This window comes from Lysinibacillus sp. LK3 (genome assembly GCF_001043675.1).
Taxonomy (GTDB): Bacteria; Bacillota; Bacilli; order Bacillales_A; family Planococcaceae; genus Lysinibacillus; species Lysinibacillus capsici.
On record NZ_LDUJ01000013.1, the window covers coordinates 167,092 to 186,933 of the forward strand.

A 19,842-nucleotide genomic window follows, 5' to 3' on the forward strand; every position below is an offset into this window, starting at 1 on the left:
ACCTTGATTTATGAAAAATAAAAAAATCTGCTTGTTTCCACTATAGAAAACGAGCAGATTTTTTATGAATCAATCTAGTGCATCTACATAATCATTTAACATATCCACGTCCATTGGTCCTCTGATGGCGCGTTGAATGAGGCCCTTGGAATCAATAAAATAAGTGGTTGGAATCGTGATGACTTGATAATTCAAGCCAGCTTCATTGTCAGGGTCCAATAAAATAGGGAACGTTAGCTCAAAGCTATCTCTAAATGTCATCACTGTGTCCACTTTGGCATCAGCGGTCACATCACGTTCGGCTTCTGTTAAATTGACCGCTATAATTTCAACGTTTTTCTCTTTTGCATACTCATCATAGAAGCTTTGCATATGAGGCATTTCCGCCTTACAAGGTGGGCACCATGTCGCCCAGAAATTTAAAACGACTTTTTTTCCACGAAGATCGCTTAACGTGATATCTTCCCCGTCTAAGCTTGTTAAGGTGAAATCAGGCGGTATATCGCCTTTGCTTAAGCCGGTTTCTAGCTCCTCCATATCCTTACCTAGGGCCGATTTATCAATAGCACGTTCTTCGTCAATTTGTTGTTTTACATATGTACCAATCATCGCAACCACTAATAGCACAACGATCAGCAGTCCAATATTTTTTTTCATTTCTTACCTCCCACATTGATTCGTTCATGCTGAATAGTTAAGCCCAAACAAAGTAGTATTACACTGACAGCCACAGCTGTTTGCCCTATACCAAGCGGCTGGAAGATAGCCACTATCAAATAGCTAATTGTATAGAGTATGAGAGCTTGTTTCACCGCTACTAATCTCCATAATATGACGAGCGTGACTACACTTAGCACAGCTAATGTTATAACTTCACTTGATGTGTTGTTGTCATTAAATAGCACAGCAAGCATTTGATAAATGGATTGCGTGAGAATAATAGCCCAGCTACCAGCTATCATCTCTTGTTCCTCAAGCTGTAGACTCTGTCGCTTTCTCCATATTTGCAAAGATGCTACAATGACACCGAGAAGAACACCCATTGTTCCGCCATTAAAATAAAGCAATGTAATTGGATTGTTTACTACCGTTTTGAAATCTGTTACAAGCAAACTTAACTTCCAAACAATAATAAAGGTGAAAATGGCATCACTATATAGCTCAGACCACTTTTTAGAAAATTGTAAGCGCAAGATAAGCCACACAATAAAAAAAGTAATAAGTAAAGCGACTGCAGTAGCTGGTAAAGTTAATGTACGGATTGAGTACCACTCTGTATTTATCAATTCAACGAATCCTCCTCCGAAAGCATAGCATAGAACCTTTTTAAAAAAAGACTATTTCACACTGTTTTAAGAAAATCTTCAGAAATAACAACAATAAAAATACCCCACTAAGTATATATTCATCATAACATTATTTAGAATCTTATAATAGCGATGAAACTTTCAATGGAATATTTCGTAAAATGAGAAAAGGGGAGGAGTTATGTTTTCAAAGCGACTTATACTATGGATTGCTGCTATTTGTCTTAGTATTAGTGTTCTGATGCTGTACTCAGAGTATCGAACAAAGAATTTACTACAAGATTTTTCACCTAATAAATATCTTCTAGAAATAGTAAATAAGATAACGATTTGGAAAGTTGACATTGGTACCAATAAAAGCTTTACCATTATCAATCGTGAAAATCTACGATTAAGATGTTTGCGTTTAGACTTACGTACTTTGGAAGTAAAAAGAACCTTATTAAATAACAAAAAAGCTGATGTTGTCTATCAATTGGATCTTACTTATTTTGACCATACATTAAAAATACTGTTCTTCAAAAATGGCTTATTGGCTATTAATGGGCAAACCTATAAGTTGATGAATGGTGAAACATTCGATGAAATATTAAAAGCTATACACTAGAAAACGCTAGTGTATAGCTTTTATGTTTACAATGGAATATATTTCAGTGGATTTACACTGCCGACTGCTTGTCCTTTCCAAGGACCAATATGCACTTCAAAGTGTAAGTGTGGGCCAGTAGAGCGACCTGTACTACCCATGGCTGCAATTTGCTGACCTTGTGTTACTTCTTGTCCTACACTAACATTAAATGCACTTAAATGTGCATAAACGGTTGTGTAAATTTGTCCATCGATAGAGTGCGTTACAATGACAACATTACCATACGAACTAAGTGGTGCTGCGTAAGAAACAACGCCATCTGCTGCTGCCCATATTGGTGTTCCCGTTGCATTTGCAAGGTCGACACCATAATGGAATTCAGGACCTGCTCCAAGATTTCGCCAACCATATGGTGATGTTAAGCGACCATTCGTTGGTTTTATCCAAGTTCCGTTTGATTGAGGCGCATGGACTGTACCACCAGATGATCCGCCACCATTGTTAGCAGCAGCAGCTGCCGCGGCCGCGGCGGCTGCTTTACGTTTTGCCTCTTGCTGACGTGCAATTTCAGCCAAACGATTTTGTTCAGCAATAATTTGATCTTGCAATTCCTGACTTACTTCCAAAGCCTCTGAGTATTCTTTTTCAAGTAATACCTTTTCTGATTTCAGCTTTTCTTGCTCTTTTTCTAATTGGTCTACTAGTTTATTTTTCTCAGTTTTTTGACTGTCTAATGATGCTTTTAATCGTTCAAGCTCAGCTTTTTTACCTTCTAGGTTTTTACGTTTCTCTTCTACACTTTGCTTTTGCTCTTCTAATTTTTGTTTATCATCTTTTTGATCTTGAATAATTTGACGATCCGCTTCCAATAATGCATTAACTGCAGAGAAACGATCAATAAAGTCTACAAAACTATTAGAGCCTAGCAAAACATCTAAATAACTTACAGAGCCCCCAGCTTGAATGGCACGTGCACGTTCTTGTAACAATAAATCGCGCTCTTCAATTTTATGCAAAAGCTCTTCAATAGAAGCTTCTAACTTTTTAATTTCCTCATTTGTTGCCCGAATATCTGCTTGTACTTTTTTAATATTACTATTAGTTTTGTCGATTTCAGCGTTCAATGCTTGAATTTGATCTAAGATTTGTTGTTGCTTTTCTTGATTAGCTGTAATTGCATTTGATTTATTGCTGATAGATGAATTTAACTGATTCTTCTTTGTTTCAACTTGTTTCTTTTCTTCTTTTAAATCCGATAAACTTGTTGCATATGCTGATGGGGTTTGGATAAAAAGAATTAGAGCAGATGCTGCTGCAAGTGTTTTTAATATGTTTTTCGCCTTACTTTTCACCGATTGAACTCCCCTTCGACTATTCTTTTCTTTTTCACAAATATCCGTTGTGACTAAATTTTTAAAAACTTACGTACTGACATGAAACTTCCCCAAATACCGATCAGTACACCAATGAGTAACAGAAGACCGCTTACCTGATACACAAGTGGAGAAAAATCTAGTAATTGAACAAGCTCTCCTTGTAAACGTGGTGCAATAATTTTATAAATATTGTGGTAAAGGGTCGTGACAACCGCAATCGGAATAATTGAACCTAAAATTCCAAGCCACATACCTTCTAATAAGAATGGGATACGCACGAATGAATTTGTAGCCCCTACAAGTTTCATAATTTCTATTTCATCACGTCGAGCTATAATCGTTATACGAATTGTATTCGAAATTAAGAAAATTGCCGTAAATAATAACCCTAAAATAAGTACGATTCCTACATTACGACTAATATTTAAGAAGTTAAATAGTTTTTCAACTTTTCCTTCGCCATACATTACATCATATGTATACTCATATTTATCAATGGTTTTCGCAACTTTTGCTGTTTGCTGTGGATCAGCAGCTTTTACATAAATAACGTTACGTAAAGGGTTACTTTGTTCAAATAGTTTAAAATCATCACCGAAGTCTTTTACTAGCTTGGTTAACTCATCTTCCTTAGTGGAATACGTCATCTCGGAGACACCAGGCAATTTTTTGACTTTTTCGATGAGTGCTTTTTCAGCAGCTTCATCTGCTGTTTCATCAATTAACACTTTAATTTCGACATCATTTTCTAAATCCGTTGCTACTTTATTTAAATTCATCATAATAAGCGCAAAAACACCTACTAGAATGAGCGTAACGGTAACGGCACTGACAGAGGCAATGGTCATCCAGCTATTTCGACCAAGTGATTTGATACTTTCCCGGAAGTGGCGCTTTACTGTACTAAATTTCATAGCCGTATTCACCTCCGTGTTCATCACGGACAATTAAGCCGCCTTCAATTGCAATAACACGACGTCGAATCGTATTTACAATTTCACGGTTGTGGGTTGCCATTACAATCGTTGTCCCACGTGCATTAATTTCCTCAAATAAATTCATAATTTCCCATGATGTTTCAGGGTCAAGATTCCCTGTAGGTTCATCTGCAATCACCACTTTTGGGACATTGACGATTGAACGAGCAATCGATACTCGTTGCTGCTCTCCTCCTGAAAGTTCATTTGGAAACATTCTTGCTTTATGCTTCAATCCAACTAGTTCTAGCACTTCCATAACCCGACGTCGGATTTCATCTGGCTTTTCCTCTATTACTTCAAGCGCAAACGCTACATTCTCATAGACATTCAAACGAGGTAGCAATTTGAAATCTTGGAAAACTACACCAAGTTGACGGCGCAAAAAAGGGACCTTCTTATTCTTTAAAGTTGCTAAATCAATACCATTTACAATTATTTGTCCTGATGTTGCTTTTTCTTCACGGTACATCAATTTAATAAATGTGGATTTCCCTGCCCCACTTGGGCCAACTACATACACAAATTCGCCTTGCTTTATATTAACGGAAATACCATTTGTCGCAACAACACCGTTTGGGTATTTCTTTGTCACATTTTTCATTTCTATCATGATTAAACCACCTAAAACTCTCATCTATGTAAGAGGTATTTCTTTTACTATTATAGCACTCTATTTCTGTTTTTTTATTACAGTTTCATTTCAATCCGTGGCAGTTCCTTCTATTTCATTCTTTCCTTGCCATTATCCTTAAAAATATGACAAAAATAAAAACAAGATTCGCCTCTATGTGCTAGGTCGAATCCTGTTTGAAAAGAAAAAGCATTCAAGCTTTACCTTGAATGCTTCTACTGTTAAATTTGTTGTTCATCTGTTGTTGTGTAGCGCACTAAAACAGCACCAGTTTTCGATTCACCCTCGATAAATAGGCGATTCGCATTTTCAACTTCTTTGTCGAAACGGACTACTTTGGATAAGAATTGATCTTGTGACTCCATTTTAGAAACATCCTGGATACCCACATCCACTTTACCGAAATTCGTTACGACTTTACCGCTCAATGAAATTGTTCGTGGGACATATAATTCCACTGCTCCAGCAACTGTTTGAGCTTTAATTTTAGAAGAATTTGTCGAGCATGTTGTTACGACTACATGTCCATTGACAGACTTAGCTTCAACTTCATCCAATGCACCATCCAAATAAACACGCCCATTCAATGTTTCAGCCTCTAAATCCTTACCTCGAACATTCGTTAATTCAATGGAACCATTAGAAGAATCCACTTCAGCTTTTCCAAAATTAAATTTCGTACCTTTAATGGCACCGTTTAACGTTTTCACTTTTAATTCTTCAAATTCTGTATCCTGTAATGAAACACTACCATTCATTAGACGAACAGATAATTTTTCAAGTTTATCCTTTGGTACTAGCACCTTCACATTGACTTGAACAAGCTTTAATTGGCTCAAAATACGAAGTGATTGCGCTTCTTCTTTCACAACAAATTGCTCTAAGAAGTGATTACGAGTTTCTTCTTCACTTTCGTTCATCAAAGGTGCCTTTACCTTGCAAATCACCTGAATAGTTTCCCCTTCACTGGATTCCAATGAGAAGTTACCATTCGGTAATTCAACAATAATATTGTCCACATTGGCAGCAGCCACTTCTTCTGTATGGGTAAATTCAATTTTATCTCCAAATGGAGAAGCTACATCAAATTCCTTTACCTTTTTAACAGCCGTATTCATCATATCCATAAAAAGAGAACCGATTTGCGTTAAATCCTTACGAAAATCCTGCATTTCATCTTGGAAGTATTTCATAAAATCATCTTTTTTCTTGTCACCATCTTTTGATTTTTCTTCAAATAATGGCTCTTTTTCATTTGAAAAGGATTGCGTCTCTTTCGACACATCATTCATAACATGTTGAGTAGACTTGCCAGGTTGCTCTAATGCTTCTAATAATATAATCGCCTCTTGTGCCGAAATTGTTCCTTTTTCTACAAGTTCTAAAATTCGTTGACGTTCATTTTGCATAAATAAATAGCCTCCCTCAGTTCGTTATACTATTTATACGATTCATCATGTGAAAAGTTTCACTGCAAAATTGAATAAATTGGGTCTTTTCATTTCAACATCGACAGGCTTTTACCTCTGAAGATTTTATTGCTCGTTTTTTAGATTAGTTGGATCACTTCTGACCTCTGTTTTAGTGGGTTCTTCACATTTCGAATCATTTTCAATCTGGATTGAGCGACTTTCCCCAATTTAAGATCACCTTTCAATCCAGATTAATCATTTCCGTTCGAATGTAAAACCCTTAAGACTTAGTAGCTTCTGCTAGCAATGCATCCATTCTCATACGATCACGTTCCAGAATTGGTTTTAAGTATTTGCCTGTATAGGAGCCTGCTACTTCTACTACCTCTTCAGGTGTACCAGTTGCAACAATCGTACCACCTTTGTCTCCGCCTTCTGGACCTAAGTCAATGATATAATCAGCTGTTTTAATCACATCCAAGTTATGCTCAATAACTAATACCGAATCACCGTTTTCAACAAGACGCTGTAAAACGACAAGTAAACGAGCAATATCATCGGCATGTAATCCTGTCGTTGGTTCATCTAAAATATAGAAGGATTTCCCTGTTGAGCGTCGATGTAATTCAGAGGCTAGTTTTACACGCTGCGCCTCACCACCCGATAAGGTTGTGGCTGGTTGCCCTAATTTCATATAACCCAACCCCACATCAACAATCGTTTGTAGCTTACGCTGGATCTTTGGAATATTTTCAAAGAACACTACTGCATTTTCAATTGTCATATCGAGAATATCTGCAATACTCTTATCTTTATACTTCACTTCAAGTGTTTCACGGTTATAACGTTTGCCGTGACATACTTCACATGGTACATAAACATCTGGAAGGAAATGCATTTCAATTTTAATAATGCCGTCACCACGACATGCTTCACAACGACCGCCCTTGACATTAAAGCTAAAGCGTCCTTTTTTATAGCCTCGTACCTTTGCTTCATTTGTTGCTGCGAAAACATCGCGAATATCATCAAAAACACCTGTATAAGTTGCTGGGTTTGAACGAGGTGTACGACCAATTGGCGATTGATCAATATCGATTACTTTTTCAAGCTCATCGATACCTGTCACTTCTTTATGCTCGCCAGGCTTAACCTTTGAACGATTAAGCTTCTGTGCCAAAGATTTATATAAAATTTCATTTATCAGTGTAGATTTCCCTGAACCAGACACACCTGTCACTGCTACAAATAAGCCTAATGGAACATCTACTTTAACATTGCGTAAATTATTTTCCTTGGCACCTTTAATGGAGAGCTTTCGACCATTTGGTTGGCGTCTTTCAATTGGTAAAGGAATAAACTTTCTACCACTTAAATATTGTCCAGTTAAGGATTTTTCATTATTCATAACTTCCTGTGGTGTACCTGCTGCCACAATTTGACCGCCATGGACGCCTGCTCCAGGTCCTACATCGATGAGATAATCTGCAGCAAGCATCGTATCTTCATCATGCTCTACCACAATCAGCGTATTTCCAATGTCACGCATATTTTGTAATGTGCTAATCAGTCGATCATTATCTCGCTGATGCAAACCAATCGAAGGCTCATCTAAAATATAGAGGACTCCCGTTAATCGTGAACCAATTTGTGTAGCAAGGCGAATACGTTGTGCCTCTCCACCAGATAATGTACCTGCTGCACGACTCAATGTTAAATAGTCTAAACCAACATTCACAAGGAAGCCCAATCGTTCTTCGATTTCTCGTAAAACTAATCGAGCAATTTGCATATCCTTTTCAGAGAGATCAAGCTCTTTAAAGAAAGTGTCTGCTTCCTGTATTGAATATTGTGTGACCTCACCGATATGTTTATCAGCTACTTTCACTGCTAGCGTCTCAGGCTTTAAACGATACCCTTTACATGAAGGGCAAGCCTGCTGTGCCATGTATTTTTCCATCTGCTCACGAACATAATCGGATGTCGTCTCTTTAAAACGACGCTCAACATTGCGCACCACCCCTTCAAATTCAATCATTTGATCTCGCACATTGCCAAACTCATTTTCATAATGGAAGTGTATCTTGTCTTTTCCAGAGCCATATAAAACTTTATCCATCTTTTCCTTTGGCAAATCCTTCACAGGCACGTCCATTGGAATATCGTAATGATCACATACAGCTTTTAGTAATTGTGGGTAGTACTGCGAACTTGTTGGTTCCCATGGTGCGATGGCATGCTCTAACAAAGAACGATCCCAATCAGGCACCACTAAATCTAAATCTACCTCTTGTGTTGAACCTAAGCCATCACAGCTTGGACAAGCACCAAACGGACTATTAAATGAAAACATACGAGGCTCTAACTCACCAATAGAAAAACCACATAATGGGCAGGCATGATGCTCACTAAATAGTAACTCTTCATGTTCCATCACATCGACAAGCACACGTCCATCTGCCAGGCGTAAAGCCGTTTCTAAAGAATCACTCAGACGAGCAGCAATCCCTTCCTTCATAACAACACGATCCACTACTACTTCGATGGAATGCTTTTTATTTTTATCAAGTTCGATAGCATCATCTAAATCACGCAATTCCCCATCAATTCGTACACGAACAAACCCCTGCTTTTTTAAATCTTCTAGCAGTTTAACATGGGTACCCTTACGTCCAGAAACCATTGGTGCAAGGAGCTGCATCTTAGTTCTCTCAGGATAGGTTAATAAACGATCCACCATTTGCTCAATCGTTTGGGAAGTGATTTCTATGCCATGATTTGGACAAATCGGTTTACCAATACGTGCATAAAGTAAACGTAGGTAATCATAGATTTCCGTTACCGTACCGACAGTAGATCGCGGGTTACGACTAGTTGTTTTTTGGTCAATGGAAATAGCAGGCGACAAGCCTTCTATTGCATCGACATCTGGTTTATCCATTTGTCCAAGAAATTGGCGGGCATAGGCGGAGAGGGACTCAACATAACGACGTTGGCCCTCCGCATAAATTGTGTCAAATGCTAGAGAAGACTTTCCAGAGCCTGATAATCCTGTTAAAACGACTAATTGGTCACGTGGAATTGTGACATTGATATTTTTTAAATTATGAGCACGTGCGCCTTGCACGACAATTTCAGTATTTTTCACAAGTCATTCACCCTTCTACCTTCAATTCAAATATTGTATCTCGTAACTCAGCCGCACGTTCAAAATCAAGCGCTTTTGCTGCTTCCTTCATTTCGACTTCTAGGGAAGCTAAGAGCTGTTCTCTTTCCGCCTTTGTCAGCTTTTTGCCTTTTGTTGCCTTTGTTACATAGGATTCCTCTTCTTCTGCTACTTGTGTTGCACGAATCACATCTGGGATTTTCTTAATGATCGTTTGAGGTGTTATGCCATGCTCCTCGTTATAAGCCATTTGTAACGCACGACGACGTTTCGTTTCATCAATCGCCTTTTTCATCGAGTCTGTTACATGGTCTGCATACATAATGACATGACCATTCGCGTTTCGAGCAGCACGACCAATGGTTTGAATCAATGAACGCTCTGAACGTAAAAATCCTTCTTTATCAGCATCTAAAATTGCCACAAGGGACACTTCAGGGATATCAAGACCTTCACGCAATAGATTAATACCTATTAGCACATCATACGTTCCTTTGCGTAGCTCACGGATAATTTCAATACGTTCTAGTGTCTTAATTTCTGAATGTAAGTATTCAACTTTTAAGCCCATTTCCTTCAGGTAAGCCGTTAAATCCTCAGACATTTTCTTCGTTAGCGTTGTCACTAAAACTCGCTCATCACGCGCAATTCGATTTTGTATTTCATCAATTAAATTATCAATTTGACCTTCAATAGGACGTACATCAATTAATGGATCTAATAATCCAGTTGGACGGATAATTTGCTCTACCATTTCTGGTGTATGCTCCAGTTCATAAGGACCTGGTGTGGCTGATACATAGATCGCTTGATGTACGCGGTTTTCATACTCTTCAAAACGTAATGGACGGTTATCTAGAGCAGATGGCAATCGGAAGCCATGTTCTACGAGCACTCCTTTACGTGCTTGGTCACCATTGTACATTCCTCGAACCTGTGGAAGTGTTACGTGACTTTCATCAACCACAAGTAAAAAGTCTTCGGGGAAATAATCTAGCAAAGTATATGGAGTAGCACCTGCTTCACGCAATGTTAAATGACGTGAATAGTTTTCAATCCCAGAGCAAAAGCCCATTTCACGCATCATCTCTAAATCATAGCGTGTACGCTGTTCTAAACGCTGTGCCTCTAGTAATTTATCTTCTGCACGTAATAATGCAAGTCGTTCCTCTAATTCTTTTTCAATGTTTTCAATCGCTTTACGCATTTTCTCTTCTCGTGTAACGAAGTGAGATGCAGGGAAAATAGCAACATGCTCTCGATCCGATAAAATCTCTCCCGTTAGTGCATCTACCTCACGAATGCGATCGATTTCATCCCCAAAAAATTCCACACGAATACAATGCTCATCACGAGAGGCTGGGAAGATTTCCACTACATCTCCACGTACCCGAAATGTTCCGCGAGTAAAACTAACATCATTTCGCTCATACTGAACGTCTACAAGCTTGCGCAGTAGCTGATTACGTTCAATTTCCATACCCGTACGAATGGAAACAACCATTTCTCGATATTCTTCGGGAGAACCTAAACCATAGATACAGGACACAGATGCAATAATAATGACATCCTCACGCTCAAACAATGCAGAAGTAGCAGAGTGACGCAGCTTATCAATTTCATCGTTAATGCTAGAGTCTTTTTCTATATAGGTATCTGTCTGCGGTACATAAGCTTCTGGTTGGTAGTAATCATAGTAGCTGACAAAATATTCAACGGCGTTATTTGGGAAGAACTCTTTAAATTCACTATACAACTGGCCAGCTAGTGTTTTATTGTGTGCCATAATTAGTGTTGGTTTTTTGACTTGCTGGATGACATTCGAAATGGTAAACGTCTTACCTGTTCCAGTAGCACCAAGCAATGTTTGATGACGTTTGCCTGCTTTCACACCCTCCACTAATTCCGCAATGGCCTGTGGCTGATCCCCGTTAGGCTGATATGGCGCTTGTAAATCAAATGTTTGCACTCATGTCCCCGTCCTTTCTTCCAATTTGTACATATATTTTAGCATAGCAATATTAAAATTTCGAACATTTAACGAACGAATGTTTGTAAAAATTTTTTTCATCTCTAAAATTTTTATTACATAACAATACAGTCAATTTAACTTGTTACTCTTATAATAGCCGTTTTATTAGGTTTTCAAGCTTCATCGATGGATGGGATTTCCTGTTTTGCTTTATGTGCAGCTCACACTCTCTCAGGAGCCGGGCTATGTACTTTTTAGAGCGACTCTCACTTTTTTATAAACAGCGTCTCAAACTTTTTAAATGACTTTCCCCATTCTATAAGCAAGATCACTTCTTCTAACCAAAACATACAATCTTCACATCCTCTGCAAATATTTTCAAAAGCAAAAAAATCCCACTCTCCAATAGATATGGAGAGCGGGTTCGTCAACATGATTCATCTTCTGTTTGGTGTAAGGAAGTTAGTTCGGATGCGTATTGATAAAATGCGTTTTCATCTTTTTCATCGAGTGCTCTATCTATCAGAACCATGAGCTGCTCTTGCCGATGCATACGCTGGATACGATTTAAAAATAAATCTAAATAAATCTCGTTTAATAATTTCTCTGCCTCATCAACTTTTTTCGACTGACCAACGGCTTTCAGAAAATCTGTATACGAATAATATTTATCCAACGATCTCACCTCGATCCTTTTCTAAATTATATGAAAATTGAAATTAAAAAGCAATGCTTACGATTCGAAAATATCTTGGATTAGCTATTAATCAATTGATATTTAGAGCAAATTCTCTAGGCATTTCGTGCTTTTCTGAACGATTTTCAACTATTTCATTTAATTTAAGAAAGTCATATTCTGTTTTACACTACCGTTATAACTAGAAAAAAGGAGGCACTCCCTATATGACAACTAACTTTGTAAACGGCTACTTAATTTCATTCAATACTTATTTGCTGCAACCTATTCAGCATGACTCCAAAGTCTTCACGCACGTGATTGATAAGCATAATGAGCTGATTGTTACACGCAAACCGATGCATGTCCTTCGAAAATCCTGTCTCTCATTAGGATCAACTTATGAAGCCGCAAAACAATCGGCTAAACGTTTTTTCGGCAATCAACACAAGCTACCAATCGTCGTGGCCTTTGATTATGGTTATCCCTGTATTTTTTTGCCAACTTATTCACCCAGCTCCATTCACAATATATGGATAGGGCTTCATGCAATTATTAATATTACTCCTAGTGAATTGGGGTGTATTGTAACGTTAAAAAATGATAAACAAATCGAACTACCTATTCGTTATGCTTCCATTAGTAAACAATTTCTTAATGCATCTATGCTGTATAAATATTACATGAATGAACGAAAACAGCTGAGCCAAGATGCACCCTATCATCCACCCTTTTAACAAAAATTCCCCAAGAGCATCTCACTCTTGGGGAATCTGGGTATTAATTTATTTTTGAACGTAAATAGGCATTAATAAATGGATCTAAATCGCCATCCATCACAGCACCCACATTACCTGTTTCTTCATTTGTACGATGATCCTTCACCATCGAGTATGGGTGGAAGACATACGAACGAATTTGGGAGCCCCAGCCTATTTCTTTTTGCTCACCGCGTATTTCATCTAATTGTGCCTGCTGTTTATCAAGTTCTAGTTGATATAGCTTCCCTTTTAACATCGTCATCGCTTTTTCACGGTTTTTAATCTGGGAGCGCTCAGCTTGACATTGTACGATCGTACCAGTAGGAATATGCGTAATACGAACGGCAGAATCTGTCGTATTAATATGCTGACCACCTGCACCTGTTGCACGATACGTATCAATTTTTAAATCCTCTGTACGAATATCGATTTCTATATTGTCGTCAAACTCTGGCATAACATCACAGGAAACGAAGGACGTATGACGGCGGCCAGACGAATCAAATGGAGAAATACGTACTAGACGATGCACACCCTTTTCCGCTTGTAAATAACCGAAAGCATTGTGACCTTTAATCGACAATGTTACAGATTTAATCCCAGCTTCATCTCCTGGTAGATAGTCCACTGTTTCCACTTTAAATCCACGCTTCTCAGCCCATCGTGTATACATACGTAATAGCATTGAACCCCAGTCCTGTGACTCCGTACCACCAGCACCAGGATGCAGCTCTAAAATGGCATTGTTTTGATCGTATGGGCCACTTAGCAGTAATTGAAGCTCAAAATCAGCCATCTTTTGTTGGAATTCTGCTAGTTCTTTGCCTAGTTCTTCTTGTAATTCTTCGTCTGGTTCTTCACGCAAAAGTTCCAGTGTCATATCTAAATTTTCATGTACTTCCACTAAATCTTTATATTCATTGACAATAGCTTTTAAGCCATTTCCTTCATTGATAATCACCTGAGCACCTTGCTGATCATCCCAAAAGCCTGGCTCTAGCATCATTTCATCTAGCTCTTGAATACGTGCCTCTTTGTTCTCTAAGTCAAAGAGACCCCCTAAAGTCCGCCAATTTTTTGGCTGTAGTGTCTAACACATTGCGTACATCTGCTAATTCAATCATCGTTAAATCCTCCGAACGTTAGTCATGGAGCTAACACTTTATTCATAAAGCTCCGTATCTTTTTATTATAACGTTTTTAGAAACGAAAACATACTATCTAGCAGATGTTTTGTGGAATTAAGTCAACTATCCTGCGTCTCGTCCTCAAACATATTCTTGGCAAGACGTTGAAATACTTTCACACGGTCATACTGAACAAGTAAATATTTTGTTCGTTTCTCAAGTCTATATTTTAATAAAAAAGCTCTTTGAATCCGAGACTCTAACGCATTGACACTGACATCCACAATAAATTCCTTGCCATTCATAAAAGTGACCTTTGTCCTCTTTTTATCCACAGCGACATAGTCATCTATATGATGAACAGCGAACCAGATACAGTCAGGGTGTAAAGGAGACCTACTAGGAAACCATAAAATATTACAACGTTCGTGCACGACGATAGGATTTTTATTAAGCTTGCCTAGGATCATTTTCGAACCATCGAATGCTCCTCTTAAACTAGAACCAAAATAACGCAGATTAAAGTCCAATAATTTCGTTGGTGGTAACGTAGATATATACTCATTATTTTTCTCATACACCTGCGTACATAAATTTCCAAAGGAATCATACACAGGCATATACATCATTGTTTCACTATTCATAATATCTTTTTTATGCATCTATAGTCCCCCTTTATACATTTTATGTTGCTTCCAGTCAAAATAAAAAGGAATATACAAATATGCGTACATTCCCGCTATTTTCAATGAGTAAGATTGCTTGAAAATTCCGATCCTCCTTAAGACTTAGTATCACCATCAAAAATTCAGGATAATAATAGGATAAATAACTTGTACTATATACCTATTATTACAGCTATTGTATACCCATATTTTTCAATTGTCTATAAATTCTGACTTTTTATACTAAAATTTCTTCATTTTTAAGTAATTTTAAAAAGAAAAAATCATTTCAACACGTAGTTAAAATGATTTTTTCACCTAGATATTATTGAGCTGTACCATGACAGTTTTTAAATTTCTTGCCGCTACCACATGGACATAAATCATTACGACCAATGTTTTCAGCTTTACGTACTGGTTGCTTTTTCGGCGCAGCGCCACCTTCTTCTTTTGGATTAACAGCCTGCCCCTTTGCCACCTCTTCACGCTCCAGATTATTGCGGATTTCTGCTTTCATCGCATATTTCGCAACATCCTCGCGAATAGAGGCTACCATATCCTCAAACATCGCAAAGCCTTCTTGTTGATATTCACGAAGAGGATCGTTTTGACCATAAGCACGCAGATGGATACCTTGACGTAGTTGATCCATTGCATCAATATGATCAATCCATTTTGTATCGATTGATCGTAATAAAATAACCTTTTCAAACTCACGCATACGCTCTGGTGTCAGTTCTGCCTCTTTTTCATCATAACGAACATGAACAGCATCAGAGATTAGCTGATTAATATTTTCAGCAGACTTGCCTTGGAAATCAGATACTTTAAGTTGACCTTCCTCTAAAAGATTAGCCGCTACAAAGTCTTCAATAGCCTTTAGGTTCCAATCCTTCTGTTCACCTTGAGTATACAGGCTAACAACATTATCGATTGTTTCTTGAATCATAGACTCAACAAGCACACGCATATTTTCTGTTTCTAGTACATCATAACGCTCTTTATAAATAATCTCACGTTGCTGACGTAGTACATCGTCATATTGTAATAAGCGTTTACGCGCATCAAAGTTATTACCTTCGACACGTTTCTGCGCTGATTCTACAGCTCTCGACACAACTTTAGATTGCAATGGCTGGGAATCATCCATACCTAAGCGCATCATCATCGACTTCATATTATCAGAGCCAAAACGACGCATTAAATCATCCTCTAAGGATAGGTAGAATTGTGTAACCCCTGGATTCCCTTGACGACCAGAACGTCCACGAAGCTGATTATCAATACGACGTGATTCATGTCGCTCTGTACCGATTACCGCTAAACCGCCAATTTCGAGTACTCCTTCGCCAGGTTTAATATCTGTACCACGTCCAGCCATGTTAGTTGCAATTGTCACTGCACCCTTTGTACCAGCGTTCGCAATGATTTCAGCTTCACGTTCATGATTTTTCGCATTTAATACATTATGAGGAATTTTATGTTTATCCAATAGTTTAGAAATAATCTCAGACGTTTCAATAGCAACTGTACCAACAAGAACAGGTTGACCAGCTCTATGACGCTCTGCGATATCAGCAGCAACTGCTTTATATTTCCCTTCCATCGTTGCAAAAATCAAGTCAGCACGATCATCACGAGCAATCGGTTTATTCGTCGGAATAGCGACAACATTCATATTGTAAATATTACGGAATTCCTCTTCCTCTGTTTTCGCTGTACCTGTCATCCCTGCAAGCTTTTGATACATACGGAAGTAGTTTTGGAAGGTAATTGTCGCCATTGTCATCGATTCATTTTGAATCTCAACGCCTTCTTTAGCCTCAATCGCTTGGTGTAAGCCATCAGAATAACGACGACCCTTCATCAAACGACCAGTAAAGCCATCAACGATCACAATTTCGCCATCCTGCACAACATAATCGACATCATTATGCATACTAACATGCGCCTTTAATGATTGATTGATCGCATGATTTAAACGAACATGTGTCAAATCAAATAGATTATCGATGCCAAATGCTTTTTCTGCCTTTTCCACACCTGCATCTGTTAACGTAACACCTTTTGTTGACTCTTCATACGTATAGTCTGTCTCTGCATTTAACATACGCACAAACGCATTAGACTGTTTATAAAGCTGTGCTGATTTCCCAGCTTGACCCGAAATAATTAATGGCGTACGAGCTTCATCAATTAAGATCGAGTCCACCTCATCAATGACAGCATAGTGCAATGGACGTTGTACACGTTCCTCTTTGTAAAGCACCATGTTATCACGTAAGTAGTCAAATCCTAGCTCATTGTTTGTACTATACGTAATATCTGCCTCATAAGCAGTACGTTTTTCATCTTTTGAAAGGCTATTTAAATTAAGCCCAACAGATAAGCCTAAGAAATTATAAAGTTGTCCCATTTCAGCAGCATCACGACTCGCTAGGTATTCGTTGACTGTTACAACATGTACACCTTTACCAGTGATGGCATTTAAATAAACAGCCATTGTCGCTGTTAAAGTTTTACCTTCCCCGGTTTTCATCTCCGCAATATTCCCCTCATCAAGAGCGGCTGCCCCCATGATTTGAACGCGGAAAGGGTACATCTCTAATACACGTTTTGCCGCTTCTCGACAAACAGCAAACGCTTCGGCACGAATCGACTCTAAATGCTCACCCTCAGCATAGCGCTTTTTAAATTCATCTGTTTTCGCTTGTAGTTGATCATCTGAAAGCTGTTCCATTTGAGAAGCAAATCTCTCAACTTGGTCAGCGATTTTTTCTAATTTTTTTAGCTCACGTTTATTGAAATCAAATAATTTATTTAATAGGTTTGCCATGAATGTTTTTCACTTCCTATATAGATTCAACTTTCATTTTACCATTGTGTAACAGTTTCATGCAAACTGTCACCCCGGCTACATATGATTGTCATACCAAAAAAAGGCCCTCGCCATCGCGAGAGCCTTTGTCATCATGAAGTTTTAAGTAGTTTCAATTAAGCCATATTTTCCATCTTTACGTTTATATACAATATTTGTGCCGTTCGATTCAGCATCTGTAAAGACATAGAAATCATGTCCAAGCATATTCATTTGTAGAACTGCCTCTTCTTGATCCATAGGTTTTAAATCAAATTGCTTTGTACGAACAATTGAGTATTCTTCTTCCTCTGACACAGCATCAGCGGCTGCTTGAGTAGTAGCAAAATAAAGGCCTGCACCTTCACGCTCGCGGAATTTACGGTTTACTTTTGTTTTATGCTTGCGGATCTGACGCTCTAATTTATCAACAATTAGATCAACAGCAGCATACATATCATTATGACGCTCTTCAGCACGAAGAGTTAGATTCTTCATTGGAATAGTAACTTCCACTTTAGTTTGTTTGTCATTGTAAACCTTTAAATTGACATTAGCGTTGGCATTAACATCTTCGTTAAAATAGCGTTCAACTTTATCGATTTTGTTCTCAACATACTCTCGAATAGCTGGAGTTACCTCAATATTTTCACCACGAATGTTAAAGTTTAACATGTAAACTCCTCCTTTATAACTGCTATACTATCTATTTCTACACAAGTGTGTGAAATTCCTCTAAAATCATTCTTTTTTTTACAAAAATTTTTATAAATTATTATTTTGTTTTTTCGCTTCTGCTGCTTCCTTTTTTCGTCGAAGCTTTAGTTCTTCAACAATCAAATCTTCCACGGGTCCTTGATTATTGAAATAGATGCCGTATTGCTTGCCGCTCCCAAATGGACGACTCCAAATCACTTCTCCATAAGCGCGAACTTCTTGTGTATCAAGCACAAAATGGATATCTAATGGAGGAGGGTTTATACCTAAATCCACTTCCGTAAACATCTTTAATCCACGTGGGCTTATATCCAACAAGTCAGCCATAGCCGTTTGTCCATGATTGACCTTCCCATTCTCATAAATAGCAAAAGTTATTTGAATAGGCTCCTTAAATTTAAATCGGAAACCTTCTTGACGCTTAAAGATCATATTCCCACCCCAGTACTCTTTTAAACATGTTTATTGCTTTGATTATGCCATGATGCCCAACTAACAGCCACAGGGAATAAGTAACATATTTTACCGTTGAATAGCCTAATTTATGACTATTTCATGATAATAACGGTTTAACAAAAAAGAGACCATCTCTTTCGATGATCTCTAATTGTGTCTAAATTTGTCCGCTGTTTCCCTGACCAAATTGCTGTTGTCGATTAATGCGAATTACTTCCTTCCACGTATCGCGAAATTCCGTCACAAATCCTTCCACTTCCTCAATAATGGCTACATCATTTTGAATGTTGGCTTCTACTAAACGATGATTCATATATTCATAAAGAGGTAGCATTTGTTTCGAAATCTCAATATCCATATTGAGTGTAGACATCAGTTCACTAATAATCGCCTGAGCTTTTTGAATGTTTGTATTTTTCTCTTGAATATTTTTATCTTGGATAGCTTGTTTCGCTTTATGCAAGAATTTTAAGCATCCATTATAAAGCATTAATGTCAATTCGCCAGGTGAAGCTGTAGTCACACTATTTTGTTTATACGCGTTTTGTGCTGTTAAATTTGCTGCCAATAAAGGACAACTCCTTTGAAAGGTTACTTATTTACTAGTTTAAACCATTTTAAGAAGAAAAGCTATTTACGTCTCAGCGTAAATTTGTCTGGATTTTGAATTGTATGATCACAATTCACTCCTTTTAAAATCGGATGACATCTGCCAATGCTTTCTCTTCATTCAGCTAGCAACTTCCAGCACGATGAATGAAGATAAACTATTAATTTTTTTTGTCATAATACATGCCATCCATTACGCGAACATTCGAGTAAGGATTATAATATTGCTGTTCACTTTTCTTCGTTTTTTGTAGGTTCGCCATGTCTTGTTTAACTGCATCCATCACAGTTTCTAACCGTTCTTTAATGCCATTATCTAGTTCTAATAATGTACGATGAATTCGATCTTGTTCATCAAAATGAAAACCTTCTTGTTTCAATCCATTAATAATCGTTCCACGCTTGTCCAACATATTATTAATAGTATCCACATAGTCATCACGATCTTCGCCTTTTGGGATATCTCCTAAAAATTTATATAGATTCGCAGACGCCTGCAATAGTTGGTTTATTAGTTGCATAAACTTCTCCTACCTTGCCT

At 37.8% G+C, this 19,842-nt stretch carries 18 protein-coding genes; 2 read left to right on the forward strand and 16 right to left on the reverse strand.

Annotated elements, in window-relative coordinates; translation table 11 throughout:
- Positions 1–69: 69 nt before the first annotated feature.
- The gene (locus VK91_RS07700) at positions 70–657 is read right to left on the reverse strand and encodes a redoxin domain-containing protein (RefSeq protein WP_048392048.1); all 588 of its coding nucleotides are present in this window, start codon (positions 655–657) and stop codon (positions 70–72) included.
- A complete protein-coding gene (locus VK91_RS07705; protein WP_048392049.1) occupies positions 654–1,286 on the reverse strand; it encodes a hypothetical protein in 633 nt (210 codons plus the stop codon). The genes VK91_RS07700 and VK91_RS07705 overlap by 4 nt, the downstream gene beginning before the upstream one ends.
- A 202-nt stretch (positions 1,287–1,488) precedes the next feature.
- Between VK91_RS07705 and VK91_RS07710 the strand changes: the two genes are divergently transcribed.
- Entirely contained in the window at positions 1,489–1,914 is a 426-nt protein-coding gene (locus tag VK91_RS07710) for a hypothetical protein (RefSeq protein WP_231595613.1), read from the forward strand.
- Positions 1,915–1,940: 26 nt separating this feature from the next.
- Here VK91_RS07710 and VK91_RS07715 read toward each other — a convergent pair whose 3' ends face one another.
- The 7 genes from VK91_RS07715 to VK91_RS07745 form a co-directional block, all read right to left on the reverse strand.
- A complete protein-coding gene (locus tag VK91_RS07715; RefSeq protein ID WP_048392050.1) occupies positions 1,941–3,248 on the reverse strand; it encodes a murein hydrolase activator EnvC in 1,308 nt (435 codons plus the stop codon).
- A gap of 53 nt (positions 3,249–3,301) precedes the next feature.
- Positions 3,302–4,186, reverse strand: coding sequence for a permease-like cell division protein FtsX (ftsX, locus tag VK91_RS07720; RefSeq protein ID WP_004227513.1), 885 nt, complete (start codon positions 4,184–4,186; stop codon positions 3,302–3,304).
- Positions 4,176–4,862, reverse strand: coding sequence for a cell division ATP-binding protein FtsE (gene ftsE / locus VK91_RS07725; RefSeq protein WP_016991524.1), 687 nt, complete (start codon positions 4,860–4,862; stop codon positions 4,176–4,178). The genes ftsX and ftsE overlap by 11 nt, the downstream gene beginning before the upstream one ends.
- 242 nt (positions 4,863–5,104) lie before the next feature.
- Positions 5,105–6,292, reverse strand: coding sequence for a DUF4097 family beta strand repeat-containing protein (locus VK91_RS07730; protein ID WP_048392051.1), 1,188 nt, complete (start codon positions 6,290–6,292; stop codon positions 5,105–5,107).
- Between the two features lie 283 nt (positions 6,293–6,575).
- Positions 6,576–9,443, reverse strand: a complete 2,868-nt coding sequence (gene uvrA / locus VK91_RS07735) for an excinuclease ABC subunit UvrA (protein ID WP_048392052.1) — start codon at positions 9,441–9,443, stop codon at positions 6,576–6,578.
- Positions 9,444–9,450: 7 nt separating this feature from the next.
- A complete protein-coding gene (gene uvrB / locus VK91_RS07740) occupies positions 9,451–11,430 on the reverse strand; it encodes an excinuclease ABC subunit UvrB (RefSeq protein ID WP_048392053.1) in 1,980 nt (659 codons plus the stop codon).
- Positions 11,431–11,860: 430 nt separating this feature from the next.
- Positions 11,861–12,109, reverse strand: coding sequence for an IDEAL domain-containing protein (locus VK91_RS07745; RefSeq protein WP_048392054.1), 249 nt, complete (start codon positions 12,107–12,109; stop codon positions 11,861–11,863).
- Between the two features lie 227 nt (positions 12,110–12,336).
- Between VK91_RS07745 and VK91_RS07750 the strand changes: the two genes are divergently transcribed.
- Positions 12,337–12,846 carry a competence protein ComK gene (locus VK91_RS07750; RefSeq protein WP_048392055.1) on the forward strand — a complete coding sequence of 170 codons (510 nt, stop codon included), beginning with the start codon at positions 12,337–12,339 and terminating at the stop codon, positions 12,844–12,846.
- A 43-nt stretch (positions 12,847–12,889) separates the two neighbouring features.
- Here the strand turns inward: VK91_RS07750 and prfB are convergent.
- From prfB to VK91_RS07785, 7 genes are all read right to left on the reverse strand, one after another.
- Positions 12,890–13,994 (reverse strand): peptide chain release factor 2 gene (prfB, locus tag VK91_RS07755; protein WP_369700614.1). Its coding sequence is split into 2 segments (ribosomal slippage): positions 12,890–13,918 and positions 13,920–13,994, totalling 1,104 coding nucleotides; the frame shifts between segments, so codons are not numbered across the junction.
- Positions 13,995–14,116: 122 nt separating this feature from the next.
- Positions 14,117–14,659 (reverse strand): competence protein ComK, encoded by a 543-nt coding sequence (locus VK91_RS07760; RefSeq protein ID WP_048392056.1) that lies wholly within the window; start codon positions 14,657–14,659, stop codon positions 14,117–14,119.
- Between the two features lie 328 nt (positions 14,660–14,987).
- A complete protein-coding gene (gene secA, locus VK91_RS07765; RefSeq protein ID WP_048392057.1) occupies positions 14,988–17,498 on the reverse strand; it encodes a preprotein translocase subunit SecA in 2,511 nt (836 codons plus the stop codon).
- Between the two features lie 144 nt (positions 17,499–17,642).
- Positions 17,643–18,194 carry a ribosome hibernation-promoting factor, HPF/YfiA family gene (gene hpf / locus VK91_RS07770; RefSeq protein ID WP_004227537.1) on the reverse strand — a complete coding sequence of 184 codons (552 nt, stop codon included), beginning with the start codon at positions 18,192–18,194 and terminating at the stop codon, positions 17,643–17,645.
- Between the two features lie 90 nt (positions 18,195–18,284).
- Positions 18,285–18,668 carry a PilZ domain-containing protein gene (locus VK91_RS07775; protein WP_048392058.1) on the reverse strand — a complete coding sequence of 128 codons (384 nt, stop codon included), beginning with the start codon at positions 18,666–18,668 and terminating at the stop codon, positions 18,285–18,287.
- Between the two features lie 181 nt (positions 18,669–18,849).
- Positions 18,850–19,260, reverse strand: a complete 411-nt coding sequence (fliS, locus tag VK91_RS07780; protein WP_048392059.1) for a flagellar export chaperone FliS — start codon at positions 19,258–19,260, stop codon at positions 18,850–18,852.
- Positions 19,261–19,462: 202 nt separating this feature from the next.
- Positions 19,463–19,822: a flagellar protein FliT gene (locus VK91_RS07785; protein ID WP_048392060.1), complete on the reverse strand. Its 360-nt coding sequence runs from the start codon at positions 19,820–19,822 to the stop codon at positions 19,463–19,465.
- Between the last annotated feature and the right edge of the window lie 20 nt (positions 19,823–19,842).

Excerpts from the sequence above, each read along its gene's own strand:
- VK91_RS07700 (WP_048392048.1), bottom strand. The coding sequence starts at position 657 with ATGAAAAAAAATATTGGACTGCTGATCGTTGTGCTATTAGTGGTTGCG.
- VK91_RS07710 (WP_231595613.1), top strand. The coding sequence starts at position 1,489 with ATGTTTTCAAAGCGACTTATACTATGGATTGCTGCTATTTGTCTTAGT.
- ftsX (WP_004227513.1), bottom strand. The coding sequence starts at position 4,186 with ATGAAATTTAGTACAGTAAAGCGCCACTTCCGGGAAAGTATCAAATCA.
- ftsE (WP_016991524.1), bottom strand. The coding sequence starts at position 4,862 with ATGATAGAAATGAAAAATGTGACAAAGAAATACCCAAACGGTGTTGTT.
- VK91_RS07730 (WP_048392051.1), bottom strand. The coding sequence starts at position 6,292 with ATGCAAAATGAACGTCAACGAATTTTAGAACTTGTAGAAAAAGGAACA.
- VK91_RS07750 (WP_048392055.1), top strand. The coding sequence starts at position 12,337 with ATGACAACTAACTTTGTAAACGGCTACTTAATTTCATTCAATACTTAT.
- VK91_RS07760 (WP_048392056.1), bottom strand. The coding sequence starts at position 14,659 with ATGCATAAAAAAGATATTATGAATAGTGAAACAATGATGTATATGCCT.
- secA (WP_048392057.1), bottom strand. The coding sequence starts at position 17,498 with ATGGCAAACCTATTAAATAAATTATTTGATTTCAATAAACGTGAGCTA.
- hpf (WP_004227537.1), bottom strand. The coding sequence starts at position 18,194 with ATGTTAAACTTTAACATTCGTGGTGAAAATATTGAGGTAACTCCAGCT.
- VK91_RS07775 (WP_048392058.1), bottom strand. The coding sequence starts at position 18,668 with ATGATCTTTAAGCGTCAAGAAGGTTTCCGATTTAAATTTAAGGAGCCT.
- VK91_RS07785 (WP_048392060.1), bottom strand. The coding sequence starts at position 19,822 with ATGCAACTAATAAACCAACTATTGCAGGCGTCTGCGAATCTATATAAA.